The sequence below is a fragment of the Chryseobacterium gossypii genome (assembly GCF_041361455.1).
Taxonomy (GTDB): Bacteria; Bacteroidota; Bacteroidia; order Flavobacteriales; family Weeksellaceae; genus Chryseobacterium; species Chryseobacterium gossypii.
Genome location: NZ_JBGCUR010000024.1, coordinates 1 through 14,527, shown reverse-complemented (window position 1 = coordinate 14,527; position 14,527 = coordinate 1). Strand labels below are relative to the sequence as shown.

Here is a 14,527-nt window from a genome sequence, read left to right as displayed (position 1 = left end):
TCAGAATATAAACGGTGCAGACTGCAGCAATGGTGAGCACGGCTTATGGGGATTCCGTCAATTAGCATTTGACCTCCAAAATACAATTTAGGATTAATATGCAAGAATTAATAAATTTGTTCATTAAAATTACAATCATTGGAATTCTATCCGTCAATCGAAAGATCAGATATTCAGGAGATCAAAAGGTTTCAGGAACATAAGCTCCGTGAGCTTTTAGTCTATCTGGAAAACAACTCACCTTTTTACCAGAGGTTATTCAAAAGCAATGATATCCGCATCACCGATATCCGGACCCTGGAAGATCTGCGGAAAATCCCCGTAACAACTAAAAATGACCTGCAGCAGCATAATCAGGACTTTTTTTGCATACCTGGTGATAAGATAGTGGATTACAGCACCACCTCCGGAACTCTTGGGGATCCGGTAACGTTTGGTTTATCGGATAATGATCTTGAGAGGCTGGCGTATAATGAAGCTATATCTTTTGCCTGTGCGGGAATACGGAAAGGCGATGTGGTTCAGATGATTACTACGATCGATAAAAGGTTTATGGCGGGGCTTGCTTACTTTTTAGGACTCCGGAAAATGGGGGCAAGCGTAATCAGGATGGGACCCGGAATCCCGGAGCTGCAATGGGATTCTATTTTCAGGTATCGTCCGAAATATCTCATTACGGTTCCGTCATTTCTTTTAAAAATGATCGATTATGCGGAAAAGCACGGTCTGGATTACAGGAATTCCGGTGTTTACGGTGCGGTTTGTATCGGTGAAAGCATCAAAAACCAGGATTTTACAGATAATATTCTGGCTCAGAAAATTAAAGAAAAATGGGATATTCAATTATTCTCAACCTATGCTTCCACAGAAATGAGCACGGCTTTCACGGAATGTGCATACCAACAAGGAGGCCATCATCATCCGGAGCTGATCATCACAGAAATTCTTGATGATGAAGGCAACCCTGTTCAGCAGGGTGAAAGCGGAGAATTAACGATTACCACATTAGGTGTGGAAGCGCTTCCTTTATTGAGGTTTAAAACAGGAGATATTGTAAAAGCACATTATGAACCATGCCGGTGCGGACGGAATACAATGAGACTAGGGCCTGTTATCGGCAGAAAACAGCAGATGATCAAATACAAGGGAACAACCTTATACCCGCCTGCCATGAATGATATTTTAAATGATTTCAATGACATCTCATGTTATCAGATCGTTATTCAGTCGAATGAAATAGGGCTGGACGAAATCATTATTAAACTGAGCACGGAAAACAGGCAAGAGAATTTTGTTAATGAAGTAAGAGACCATTTCCGGGCAAAGCTGAGGGTTAGCCCGAAAATTGAAATTGTTAGCTTTGATGTTTTGTCAAAAGCGGTTCATAACCCGAGCCATAGGAAACCGATTACTTTTATAGATTTAAGATAACCATAATATTTAAATGCAACGCGTGAAACTTATTTCAGGCGATTACCGCTTTAAAAGGAGAAAGTTTTTCCGGTGTCCCAAGCCGTAAGACAGAATAAATAGCAGAATGTTATGCAAAGACGGCAAAAATGCTGTCTTTATACAGAATAAATAAGGGACCTGTGCAACCTTATGGCTGCTGTTTTTCCAACTTAATAAGGTTTGCAAGATTCTTAATTACCGTATCATGCTTTTTTACAAACGGGTTATCTTTGTTCCAGACATAGCCTGCTAAAACGGCGCAGATTTTCTTTTTAACGTCAGGGTTTTCCGGCTGGTGGAAAAATAATTCTTGGAGATTTCCCGTATACCATTCTTTTACATAGGTTGTGAAAACATCAACACCGTATAAAATATAGTCCGTATACTCTGTCTGCCAGTCAACTCTTTCACCGTTCAGTTGTCTTAAAGCCAGTTTTGCAGCCAGCATCCCGGATTCCGTGGCAAAAGCCATCCCAGAAGAAAAAACAGGATCAAGGAATTCCGAAGCATTGCCGGTTAAGGCAAATCCGTCACCGAATAATCTTTTTACCGAACATGAATAATCTTTCAAATGTTTCGGCTCAAAAAGAAAATCCACATTCCCGAAACGCTTCACATAATAATCGGAAAGAGCAATTGCTTTTTTTAGCGCTTCTGCGGTATTGCCGTTCTCAGATAACTTTTCAATATAATCCGTTGGGCCTACAATTCCTACACTGGTGTTGCCATTAGAAAAAGGAATTACCCATAGCCAGACTTCAGTTTCAATAATATCGAAAGAAATCAAAGTTCCTTCTGTTCCTTCTTCACGGTTAATGTCTTTTACATGAGAAAAAATCGCTGAGTGTGGGGATAACTTTGAAGGCTTTTCCAAATCCAGAAGACGAGGCAAAACCCTTCCATATCCGCTGGAATCAATTACAAATTTTGCGTGAATTTCCTTTGTTTCCCCGTTTTTATTTTTCACGGTGGTTATAGAATCTGTCCCGTTAAACCGAATGTCAATAACCTCCGTTTCAAATTCAAGATCAATGCCTTTACGGATCACTTCCTGGGCCAAAGTATTATCAAAGTCAGCTCTTGGCACCTGCCAGGTCCAGTCCCAGCCTTCCCCGAATTTATTGCTGAAGTCAAAAATACAGACCTCCTGCCCACGGAGAAAACGTGCGCCTAATTTTTTTTCAAACCCCATTTTATCTAAAGCAGGGAAAAGACCGGCCTCATCGAAATGATCCATAACTCTGGGAATTAAGCTTTCACCTACCACCAGCCTCGGAAACCTTGCCTTTTCAACCACTTTCACATTCACATTGTTCTTCTTCAGGTAAGATGAAGAGACACATCCTGAAGGCCCGGCTCCAATGACAAGAACATCAACAAATTCTTTGCTCATGTTTGATTTTTTATTTTAATAATAACTTTTATCTTTGCCGCAAAATTAGTGACAATTAATTAATATTTATCTCATTATCACTTTTAATTGATGAAAATAAACAACTTTTTAAAACTGAAAGATTTTCAAAGGGTTATTGTTGAAAATGAAAAAATAGAACTGGATGAGATGCTTCTAGCCAGAGTGGATGAAAGCTTTCAGTTTTTAAAGGAATTTTCAAAAAATAAGGTAATATATGGTGTGAATACCGGTTTTGGACCGATGGCCCAATTTAAGATCAGTGATGAAGATACCCATCAGCTTCAGTATAACCTTATAAGAAGTCACTCCTCAGGAATAGGAAACCCGTTGCCCGCTGAAGAAGCTAAAGCTTGTATGCTGGCAAGGCTGAATACTTTATCCCTGGGGAAATCAGGAGTACATCCTTCTGTGGTCAGCTTACTTAAAGAATTAATAAACAGGGATATTATCCCGTTGATTTTTGAGCACGGAGGGGTTGGAGCAAGTGGGGATCTGGTTCAGCTGGCACATCTTGCTTTGGTTTTGATCGGGGAAGGAGAGGTTTTTTATAAAGGAGAAAGAAGATCCACGAAAGACGTATTTGAAGTTGAAGGATTGGAGCCCGTTAAAGTGGAAATTCGCGAAGGGCTTGCCCTGATGAACGGAACCTCGGTCATGTCAGGGATCGGAATTGTTAACGCATACAAGGCCAGTCAATTGACTGATATTTCCATTAAGCTCTCCTGTGCTGTTAATGAAATTGTTCAGGCTTATGATGATCATTTATCAGAAGCTTTAAACGGAACCAAAAGGCATTACGGACAGCAAAAGGTTGCGGAAAAGATGCGGCTGCACCTGGCAGACAGTAAACTGATCAGGAAAAGAGAAGATCATTTGTACACCCGTTTTGAAGAGCAGGAAAAGGTATTTAAAGACAAAATCCAGGAATATTATTCCCTGAGATGTGTTCCGCAGATTCTGGGACCCGTTCTGGATACTTTGGAGTACACGGAAACAATTCTTGAAAATGAGATCAATTCGGCCAATGACAATCCGATCATTAATGTAGAGGACCGGCATGTTTACCATGGTGGAAATTTTCATGGAGATTATATCTCTCTGGAAATGGATAAGCTGAAAATTGTGGTTACTAAATTAACAATGCTTGCGGAACGGCAGCTGAATTACCTTTTAAATGCCAAGATCAATGAAATTTTGCCGCCTTTTGTAAATTTAGGTAAATTAGGATTCAATTTCGGAATGCAGGGAGTTCAGTTTACGGCCACGTCCACCACGGCAGAAAACCAGATGCTGTCTAATCCGATGTATGTTCACAGTATACCTAATAATAATGACAATCAGGATATTGTGAGCATGGGAACCAATGCGGCCGTAATCTGCAGAAAGGTGATAGAAAATGCGTTTGAGGTGTTGGCGATTGAGACGATAGCTGTTGTCCAGGCGATAGAATATCTTGGCTTTCAGGATAAAGTATCATCTGCCACCAAAACATTATATGAAAGGATAAGGGAAATTATTCCTCCTTTTTCCGACGATATGGTGATGTATCCTTACCTCGAGGAAGTAAAGAAATATTTAAGGGCAATGTAATTACTGCTGCTGCTTAATTGTCAATTATTAAGGATGATATCTGATCAAAACTGAAAACTATCAAATGAAATGTGCAATTGTAACAGGAGGCTCCAGAGGAATCGGAAGAGCGATCTGTATAAAACTGGCTGAAGAAAAGAAATATCATATACTGATCAACTACACAGCGAATGAATCTGCGGCCGGGGAAACTCTGGCCCGGATAAAGGAGCTGGGAGCAACAGGTGAGATCATGAAGTTTGATGTGGGGAATGCTGAAGAAACCCGGAAAGCTCTGGAAGAATGGCAGGAAAGGAACCCTGATGCGATTGTAGAGGTGATTGTAAATAACGCAGGGATCACAAGAGACGGGCTCTTTATGTGGATGCAGCCTGAAGACTGGAATAGCGTAATCAATACGAGCCTGAATGGCTTTTATAATGTGACCGGTTTCTTTATCCAGAAGCTGCTCCGCAATAAATATGGAAGAATCATCAATATGGTTTCTGTTTCCGGAGTGAAAGGTACTGCCGGGCAAACCAATTACTCCGCAGCAAAAGCTGCCCTTGTGGGAGCAACTAAAGCACTCGCGCAGGAAGTAGCTAAAAGAAATATCACCGTAAATGCCGTTGCCCCGGGATTTATCAGGACAGATATGACCCAGGAGCTTAACGAGGATGAGCTTAAAGCAATGATTCCGGCAAACAGGTTCGGAGAGGCTGAGGAAGTGGCGGATCTGGTTGCCTTTTTAGCCTCTGAAAAAGCTTCTTATATTACGGGGGAAGTTATTAATATTAATGGAGGAATTTACTCATAATCATTACAGGTAATGGAAAACAGGGTTGTAATTACGGGAATGGGAATTTATTCGTGTATCGGAACATCTTTAGAAGAGGTAAAGAATTCCTTATATCAGGGTAAATCCGGGATTATTTTAGATAAAGAAAGAAAAGAGTTCGGTTATAGGTCGGGCCTGACAGGCTATGTTCCAAAACCGGATCTGAAAGCTCTTCTCAGCAGAAGGCAGCGTGTAAGTATGGGGGAAGAAAGTGAATATGCCTATCTTGCTACTGTTGATGCCTTGAAACAGGCCGGTATAGAACAGGATTTTCTTGATGCACATGAGGTAGGGATCCTTTACGGGAACGATAGTGTTTCCCAGGCGGTAGTAGATGCCATTGATATTGCAAGAGAAAAGAAAGACACCACGCTCATGGGCTCGGGGGCCATTTTCAAATCAATGAATTCCACCGTTACCATGAACCTTTCCACAATATTCAGACTGAAAGGGATCAATATTACCATCAGCGCGGCATGTGCCAGCGGCTCCCATTCTTTGGGACTGGCTTATCTGATGATCAAGAACGGATTACAGGATATCATAGTTTGCGGTGGCGCCCAGGAAACCAATAAGTATTCCATGGCAAGCTTTGACGGTTTAGGAGTGTTCTCAGTAAGGGAAGACGAGCCGGCAAAAGCTTCCAGACCGTTTGATTCTGCAAGGGACGGCCTCATTCCGAGTGGTGGTGCGGCTACTCTCATCGTTGAAAGCCTGGAATCGGCTCAGAAAAGAGGGGTACCCATCCTGGCTGAAATCGTAGGTTATGGTTTCTCTTCCAACGGTGGACATATTTCCACTCCGAATATTGAAGGTCCTGCTTTGGCTATGGAAAGGGCTTTAAAGCAATCAGGGCTGAAAGCCGGAGATGTTGATTATATAAATGCTCACGCCACCTCCACACCCATTGGCGATGCTAACGAAGCTAAGGCCATTTATGAGATCTTCGGAGGAAAGGTTCCGGTAAGTTCTACAAAATCAATGACCGGACATGAATGCTGGATGGCCGGAGCAAGCGAGATCATTTATTCGATGCTGATGATGCAGAATGATTTTATTGCACCGAATATCAATCTGGAGCATCCTGATGCTGAGGCCAAAATGATTAATTTGATCTCGGAAACAAAAAGTCAAAAAATTGATGTATTTTTGTCAAATTCTTTCGGATTTGGGGGGACTAATTCAGCATTAATCGTTAAAAAATTTAATTAAAAACATGGAAAGGGAAAAAATTGTTGCCATTGTCAATGATTTCTTAGTTAATGAATTTGAGGTAGACAGAGATGAAATCAGCAATGATGCCAACCTTAAAAAAACTCTGGGGCTTGACAGCTTGGACTATATTGATATGGTGGTCATCATTGAATCAAATTTCGGGGTGAAATTAGGAGAAGCGGATTTTAAGAAAATGGTCACCTTTGATGACTTTTATGCTACGATTGAAAATAAAATTTTAGAAAAAAACGCTTAATTATTGATTAAGGTCTTTTTTAATCAATACCGGCCTTGCTTACAATATGAACAAATGGAAAGGTAAGTCTAAAGGAACCTTATTAGGGTACAGAATATTTGTTTACTGTATTAAAAATATCGGGATCCGGAGTTCTTATTTTGTGCTTTATTTTGTAGCGGCCTACTACTTTCTGTTTCTTAGGAAGAGCAATCAATACATTTTTTACTATTTCCGGGACAGGCTTAAATACGGTTTCTGGAAATCAAAACTTTCAATATTCAAAAGCTATTTTACCTTTGGGAAAATCCTGATCGATAAAACAGCTATTTTCGCCGGCCTCAGAGATAAATATTCCTATGAATTTGACGGGATTGAGAATCTCAGGAATCTTTTAGCAGAGAAAAAGGGAGGCATTCTTATCAGCGCCCATATCGGTAATTTTGAAATTGCGGAACATTTCTTTGCCGATATAGATTTTGACTGTCAGATCAATCTGGTAACAACTGACCAGGAGGTGACGGCCATAAAAGAGTACCTCGAAAGTGTTGCTGTTAAAAAAAGCAATATCAAATTTATCTATGTTAAAGAGGATATGTCGCATATTTTTGATATCAATGAAGCCTTATCCAAAAACGAGCTGATCTGCTTCACAGGTGACCGTTACTTTGAAGGCTCAAAATATCTTGAAGCTGATCTGCTGGGGAAAAATGCGAAGTTCCCGGCCGGCCCTTTCCTGATCGCCTCAAGACTGGGAGTTCCGGTAGTATATGTATATGTGATGAAAGAAGAAAAGCTTCATTATCATCTCTATGCAAGAATGGCACAAAACGTTAAAAAACGGGATGCCCAGGGACTCTTGGATTCTTATGCCGGAAACCTTGAAATGATGCTCCGAAAATATCCCCTTCAATGGTTCAATTATTTTGATTTCTGGGATGATATTGATTAATTTTCTAATTTAGCCTTTGAAAACTAATACCATGGCTACATTAAAATATCGGATACCTCTCAAATTAAAATTTAATTTTTATCTTCACTCCGGAATCTAATTAAACATATTTCCTCCTTTGAAAAAAGAATACGACATACTTGTGATCGGAAGCGGTTTAGGAGGCCTTGTTTCGGCTCTTATCCTGGCGAAAGAAGGTCTGAAAGTCTGTGTTCTGGAAAAGAATAACCAGTACGGAGGAAATCTGCAAACCTTTTCCCGGGATAAGCAGATCTTTGACACAGGTGTGCATTACCTGGGAGGCCTTTCGGAAGGGCAGAACCTTCATCAATATTTTTCTTATCTGGAGATCATGGATGAACTGGAAATTAAGAAAATGGATGAGAACGGATATGATAGAATAACTTTTGGGGACGACAGTACAGAATATCCGCATGCCCAGGGGTATGAAAATTTTGTTGAGCGGCTGTCTGAAATTTTTCCTGATGAAAAAGACAACCTGGAGAGCTATTGTGAAGGGATCCGGTATATTTGTAATCAGTTTCCGAGATATAATGTTGTGGGAAAAGAATACTATAATGAAGAAATTCTTCATCTCAATACAAGGAGGTTTATAGAATCTGTTACCTCAAACAAAAAATTACAATCGGTCCTGCTGGGTGCCAATTTCCTGTATGCCGGGGATTCTGAAAAGGTTCCTTTTTATATTCATGGACTTACGATGAATTCCTATATTCAAAGCGCTTATAAATGCGTGAAAGGGGGAAGCCAGATTTCTAAGCTCCTGATCAGGAAACTGAGGCAATATGGAGCGGATATTTATAAGCACGCAGAAGTTTCCGGAATGATTTTTAATGAAGATGATGTCCTGGTGGCGGTTCAGACAAAATCAGGAAAGGAATATTCCGCGAAACAGTTCATTGCCAATATTGATATCCGTTCCGTGATCAGACTGATCGGAGAAGAAAGACTGAAAAAGTCTTTTCTGAACAGGGTTTTAAGCTGGGAGCCTACACCTTCCTGCTTCAGTGTCTATCTGGTTTTGAAGCCATGCACCATTCCCAACTTTAATTATAATATTTATCATTATGCTTCCGAAGAGCTGGCTTGGCATGCCTATCGTTATAAAAAAAGCAGCTGGCCGGAAACCTATATGCTCTCATGTACCCCTTCAAGGCAATATCCTGAATTTGCAGAGAGCCTCACGGCTATTTCATATATGGATTTTGATGAGGTAAGATCCTGGGAAGATACGGTAAATACGGTAGCCGATGAACATGACAGGGGAGAGGCCTACGAAAAATTCAAAAGCGAAAAGGCCGGAAAAATGATCGATGCCCTGGAAAAAAAGATCCCCGATTTAAAGCGGTCGATAAAGAAAGTATATACTTCTTCACCTTTATCTTACCGGGACTACATAGGAAGCTTTGAAGGGAATATGTACGGCTACCTGAAAACTTCTGAAAACCCATTGAAAACAATGATGTCACCGCGGACTAAAATAGAAAATCTGTTTTTAACCGGCCAGTCGGTAAATATGCATGGGATTTTAGGTGTTACCATTGGGGCCTTCAGTACCTGTTCCGAAATTTTAGGAAAAAAATTGATTGATGAACGCTTGTCACAAATGATCAATAAGAATAAAAATGAAGAACGATAAATGCACGCTTACCGCCCGGGATGAAGCGTTAAGATGCCATAACGGGCCTCAGCAGGGTGAAAGGTGTTTTTTCCCGTGCCGTACCATAGGGTATTGCATATTGGTTTTCTGTCTTATTCTTTTCTGTCTTGTTTCCTGTGGCGTATCCAGATCAGTGCACCATCTTCCGGAAGTAAGACAATATGCATTAAATATACCGGATGTCACCAAGATCAATGATTCGGCTTTTTCTTATGACCAGAATTATTTAACGAAGAACAGACAGCAGCTTTGGGAGCTTTACATTAAAGGAAATCCTTTACAGCTGGGATATAATAACGGCGCCCTCACCGGTAGCCTGATGCGGGAACAGGAAAAGATCTTTTTCTCTAAAGTGGAGGGGTTTGTTCCGTCAAAATTTAAGCAGAGATTATTAAGAGGCTTTTTAAAATGGTACAACAGGAAAATGTACCTGAATGTGCGTGAAGATTATCAGGCTGAATTATATGGGCTTTCCAGGTATTCCTCAGATCAGTATGATTTTATAGCCCCCAAATATCTAAGAAGTCTGTATCTGCATGGAGCTCATGATATCGGGCATGCCTTGCACGATCTGGCAATGGTAGGCTGCACTTCCTTAGCCGTATGGGATGCAAATACAGAAGATGGAGATCTGCTGATCGGCAGAAATTTTGATTTTTATGTGGGAGATGATTTCGCGAAGAATAAGCTGATAGAATTTGTAGATCCGGACCAGGGGATTCCCTATATGTCCGTAAGCTGGCCCGGAATAATAGGTGTAGTTTCGGGGATGAATAAAGAAGGCATTACCGTCACCATCAATGCAGGAAAATCAAAAATCCCGTTAGCGGCAAAAACTCCGGTTTCTTTTGTGACAAGGGAGATTTTGCAATATGCAAAAAATATTGATGAAGCGGTTGCTATTGCCAGGATGAGAAAAGTTTTTGTTTCAGAATCAATTCTGGTAGGCAGCGCTTACGACAGAAGAGCCGTGATCATTGAAGTTTCTCCAAAAAAGATTGGTGTTTATGACGCCGGAAATTCAACGCGGATTTTTTGCACGAATCATTTCCAGTCAGATGCTTACCGGAATGACAAAAGAAATCAAAAGCATATTTTGGAAAGCCATTCGGAGTACCGGTATGAAAAGCTCCGGGAGCTCCTGGAAGTGAATAAAAAGCTGAATCCGGAAAAAATGGCTTCCATTTTAAGAGATAAATCTGGTTTGAAAGGAGAAAAAATAGGTTATGGCAATGAAAAAGCGATCAACCAGCTTTTAGCCCATCATGCAGTTATCTTTTCCCCTGAAAAGAAACTGGCATGGGTGTCTTCAAACCCTTATCAGCTGGGGGAGTTTGTCTGTTATGACCTGAATAAAATCTTTTCAGGGAAAGGGCTTCAGAAAGACGGGTATTCGCGACCGGAGTTGAATATTGCAAGAGATCCTTTTGCGGATTCACAGGACTTCAGGAATTATACAGAGTACAGGAAGCTGGATTCCCGGATTGAAGCGGCAATTGCCAAAGATGAAATTCTTTCTGAAACATTGATCAGCCATTATAAAGCCCTGAACCCTGATTTCTGGCGGGTATACTACCAGGCGGGAAGATATTATTTCTATAAAAAAGAGTATCAGAAAGCTAAGGCGGAGTTCCAAAAGGCGCTTACCAAAGAAATTACTACCGTTCCGGACCGGAAAGCGGTAGAAAGATATTTAAAAAAAACAGGGAATCGGCTGGATTGATTTCATGCCATGGTGAATAAAATTAACCATTTTGCAGGTATTGTAGTCGATTTTTATTGTCTCTTCTTGTTTCTGTTTTTTGTTTTATTTTATTAATTGATTTTAAAAATTTTTTGTTGAATAGTGTTGATTTATGCTTTATATTTGCTTTTAAAATCATCATATTATAATGAAAAAAAATTATTTCCTTCTATTGTTATGTTTTATCACGTTGTTTTCCTGTAAGAATGATAGCATGGAACCTGTAACGGTTGAAACTAACCTCGTTAATTTTGATATTAATTCCGTTCCCTATGCCAGGCTATCCACTTATGCATTTTTCACCGGCCAGCTGAAAGATCTGGAGCCCTCACCAAAAGTGATACCTTATGAGCCGGCCAGCTCATTATTTACGGATTATGCCTTGAAAAAAAGGTTTGTCTGGATGCCGCCGGGGACCAAGGCAACCTATGATGAAGACGGTAAAGTATTGAACTTTCCCGTAGGGACCGTTTTGATAAAGAATTTTTATTACAATACCGTACAGCCTGGAAATACAACCAAAATAATTGAGACCCGGCTGATGATCAGAAAATCAAGTGGCTGGATATTTGCCGAATATTTGTGGAATGATGAGCAGACAGAAGCCAATCTTATTGCCGGAACCGACTTTACAAGCGGAAGCTCAAAAAACATTACCTTCAAAAAAGACAATAACCAGATCATTACAACAGACTACAGGATACCTTCAGAATCAGAATGCTATGCCTGCCACAAACTAGATAACCAGCCTATACCTATTGGCGTGAAACCCCAAAACCTGAATACAAAATACAATTATCCCGGAGGACTTAAAAATCAATTGCAGAAACTGGTGGATGAAGGCTACCTTGCCAGCTATCCCTCAAATATAGTTTCCACGGTTAATTATAGAGATGAAAGCCAGCCTTTGGATTTACGGCTGCGGTCTTATCTGGATATCAACTGTGCCCATTGCCATCAGCAGAATGCACGCTGTGATTACCGCGCTATAAGATTGAGTTTTAACCAGACTGCCAACCTTACCAATATTGGTGTTTGTGTTATAGCAGATGAGCCTATAAACCAATCGCTGCGGAAAATTATAGCTCCCGGAAACTACAATAAATCTGTGATGAACTTCAGGCTGAACTCTGTAAATGAGAGCACCAGAATGCCTTTGCTGGGAAGAACGGTGGTACACGACGAAGGTGTTGCCTTATTGCAGCAATGGATCAGCTCATTAAATCAAAACTGCCCTTGAAAATCTAATAATCAAACTCCAACAATATGAAAAGAAATTTTTTATCCCTTTTTGTTTTATTGTTCAATACAACATGGGGAATAGCTCAAATGATGTGCAGCTCTGCTTTAGAACTCACACCTGGAATCCATACCGCACCTACCATTACAGGTACTGCACCTACTTCTTCGTGCGGGCTGGGATCGCTAGGCACTGCAGGTCTATGGTATAAATATACCGCCACTCAGAATGTCAGTATTACTGTTTCCACAGTACTTCCCGGACAGGAGGATATTGATACCCGGGTAATGGTATACACCGGAACCTGCGGATCGCTTGTCTGCCTGGCTGCTAATGATGATTACTCAGGATATGGATATGGCTCACAGGTAACATTCGCCGCGACTGCCGGTACTACGTATTATATAGCTTTTGACAGTATATGGTCGACCTCAGGCTTTAATTTTACCATCAATGAAACCATCGCAATACCAGACAGAATCTCATTTACGGCCCAGCCGGTAAATGCTCCGGGAAGTTATAATCATTGTGTGGTAGATATGAACGGGGATTATCTGGATGACATCGTTTCCGTTATCAGTAATACAGAGATGGTTATCTCCTATCAGCAGGCCGGAGGCGGTTTCAATGACGTTGTCTATACCATACCCAATACCGAGGTAACGCCAAGCTGGAGTATCGCAGCGGGGGACTATGACAATAACGGCTTCAATGATCTGATCTATGGCTCAGCCAGTGGGGTAACTTTTGTAAAGGCCAATGATACCGGAACAGGATACACTTCTGACCGGAAAACCGAATCGTACCTGACACAACGTACCAATTTCATTGATATCAATAAGGATGGTAAGCTGGATGCCTTTGTATGTGATGATAATTCCCCGAACAGGTTTTATATGAACAACGGAACGGATATGATCCATTATCAGGGCGGACTGGGTGATTTTCCGTCAGGAGGGAATTATGGCTCGATCTGGATAGATTACGATAATGACGGGGATATGGATCTGTACATCGCTAAATGTAGCGGCGGAGGTTCCGGACCGGGAGGAAATATTGATGAGCTGCATAGAAATAACGGAAACGGAACCTTCACTAATGTTGCCGCTGCAGCTAATATGGCTAACCCTGTTCAGACCTGGTCCTCTGCATGGGGAGATTTTAACAATGATGGCTGGATGGATGCCGTAGTAGGCATAAACTCCGCCTCCGAAGGGTTGAGTAAAGTAATGAAAAATAATGGTGACGGAACCTTTACGGATATGAGTGCCGGCTCGGGCTATGATACCAGCACGGGACTGAGCCGGGAATATGTGGCCTATGATTTTGATAATGACGGATTCCTGGATGTCCTCGGAGCGAATAACAATATCATGTTCGGTAATGGAAATTTCCAGTTTACTCCGAATTCTAATACCTATAACCTTGATCTCAATAACAGACCTATCGGAGATCTGAATAATGACGGCTTCCTGGATATCCAGAACAGAAATATTGTTCTGCTCAATAACGGAAACTCCAATAAATGGTTAAAAGTAACCTTACAGGGAGTACAAAGCAACAGAAACGGGATCGGGGCAAGAGTTGAAATCTATGGAGCCTGGGGAAAACAGATCCGCGATGTGCAGAGTGGCGTAGGATTTGGAAATATGAATACACTGAATGTTCATTTCGGAATAGGACAGGCTACTGCTATTACAAGTGTGGTAGTAAGATGGCCTTCAGGAGTGGTAGATACAGTTTATAATGTGAGCCCCAATACTACACTGAATGTAGTGGAAGGATCAACCTTAGGTCTGGCCGAGGCTCAGAGTTCCAAAGATTTATTTGCTGTTTATCCGAATCCGGTACATGATATCGTTAATATTAAAGTGAAAGGTGATTTTACTCCTGTAGAAGCCAGGGTATATGACATGAGTGGTAAAATGGTTCTTCAGACAAAGATGGAGAAAAACGAGATCTCCGTAAAACATCTGAATGCGGGAACCTATATGTTTATGGTAACAGACCGGTCAGGCAGGGTATATTCCCAGAAAATTATAAAAAAATAGGATCATATCAATAGTACATAAAGTATCGGGGGGGGGGGGGGGGGGGGGGGGGGGGGGGGGGGAGGGGGGGGGGGGGGGGGTGGTGGGGGGGGGGGGGGGGGGGGGAGGGAGGGGAGAAAAACAACCCCCCCCCCCA

The 14,527-nt window shown here is 41.3% G+C and carries 11 protein-coding genes; 10 read left to right on the top strand and 1 reads right to left on the bottom strand.

What is annotated here, in order from left to right; all coding sequences use genetic code 11:
• The first annotated feature begins 138 nt into the window (after positions 1-138).
• Complete coding sequence (gene flxY, locus ABMQ40_RS12820) at positions 139-1,431, top strand: flexirubin biosynthesis putative acyl-CoA ligase FlxY (protein ID WP_370900209.1); 1,293 nt, start codon at positions 139-141, stop codon at positions 1,429-1,431.
• 169 nt (positions 1,432-1,600) lie between these two features.
• On the opposite strand, the gene ABMQ40_RS12815 is transcribed toward flxY, so the two are convergent.
• Complete coding sequence (locus ABMQ40_RS12815; protein WP_370900207.1) at positions 1,601-2,845, bottom strand: NAD(P)/FAD-dependent oxidoreductase; 1,245 nt, start codon at positions 2,843-2,845, stop codon at positions 1,601-1,603.
• Positions 2,846-2,935: 90 nt separating this feature from the next.
• Between ABMQ40_RS12815 and flxA the strand changes: the two genes are divergently transcribed.
• The 9 genes from flxA (at position 2,936) to ABMQ40_RS12770 (ending at position 14,391) form a co-directional block, all read left to right on the top strand.
• A complete protein-coding gene (flxA, locus tag ABMQ40_RS12810; RefSeq protein ID WP_370900205.1) occupies positions 2,936-4,456 on the top strand; it encodes a flexirubin biosynthesis tyrosine ammonia-lyase FlxA in 1,521 nt (506 codons plus the stop codon).
• 64 nt (positions 4,457-4,520) lie between these two features.
• Positions 4,521-5,252 (top strand): flexirubin biosynthesis SDR family reductase FlxB, encoded by a 732-nt coding sequence (gene flxB / locus ABMQ40_RS12805; RefSeq protein ID WP_370900203.1) that lies wholly within the window; start codon positions 4,521-4,523, stop codon positions 5,250-5,252.
• A gap of 12 nt (positions 5,253-5,264) precedes the next feature.
• Positions 5,265-6,485 carry a beta-ketoacyl-[acyl-carrier-protein] synthase family protein gene (locus tag ABMQ40_RS12800; protein ID WP_370900201.1) on the top strand — a complete coding sequence of 407 codons (1,221 nt, stop codon included), beginning with the start codon at positions 5,265-5,267 and terminating at the stop codon, positions 6,483-6,485.
• A 4-nt stretch (positions 6,486-6,489) separates the two neighbouring features.
• On the top strand, positions 6,490-6,744 hold the full coding sequence (locus ABMQ40_RS12795; protein WP_370900199.1) for an acyl carrier protein: 255 nt from the start codon (positions 6,490-6,492) through the stop codon (positions 6,742-6,744).
• A 46-nt stretch (positions 6,745-6,790) separates the two neighbouring features.
• Positions 6,791-7,675: a lysophospholipid acyltransferase family protein gene (locus tag ABMQ40_RS12790; RefSeq protein WP_370900197.1), complete on the top strand. Its 885-nt coding sequence runs from the start codon at positions 6,791-6,793 to the stop codon at positions 7,673-7,675.
• 118 nt (positions 7,676-7,793) lie between these two features.
• Positions 7,794-9,335 carry a phytoene desaturase family protein gene (locus ABMQ40_RS12785; protein ID WP_370900195.1) on the top strand — a complete coding sequence of 514 codons (1,542 nt, stop codon included), beginning with the start codon at positions 7,794-7,796 and terminating at the stop codon, positions 9,333-9,335.
• Positions 9,322-11,079: a C45 family autoproteolytic acyltransferase/hydrolase gene (locus tag ABMQ40_RS12780; RefSeq protein ID WP_370900193.1), complete on the top strand. Its 1,758-nt coding sequence runs from the start codon at positions 9,322-9,324 to the stop codon at positions 11,077-11,079. Before ABMQ40_RS12785 ends, ABMQ40_RS12780 begins: the two co-directional genes overlap by 14 nt.
• A 235-nt stretch (positions 11,080-11,314) precedes the next feature.
• Entirely contained in the window at positions 11,315-12,340 is a 1,026-nt protein-coding gene (locus ABMQ40_RS12775; RefSeq protein WP_370900191.1) for a hypothetical protein, read from the top strand.
• A gap of 26 nt (positions 12,341-12,366) precedes the next feature.
• Entirely contained in the window at positions 12,367-14,391 is a 2,025-nt protein-coding gene (locus ABMQ40_RS12770; RefSeq protein WP_370900189.1) for an FG-GAP-like repeat-containing protein, read from the top strand.
• Positions 14,392-14,527 lie beyond the last annotated feature (136 nt).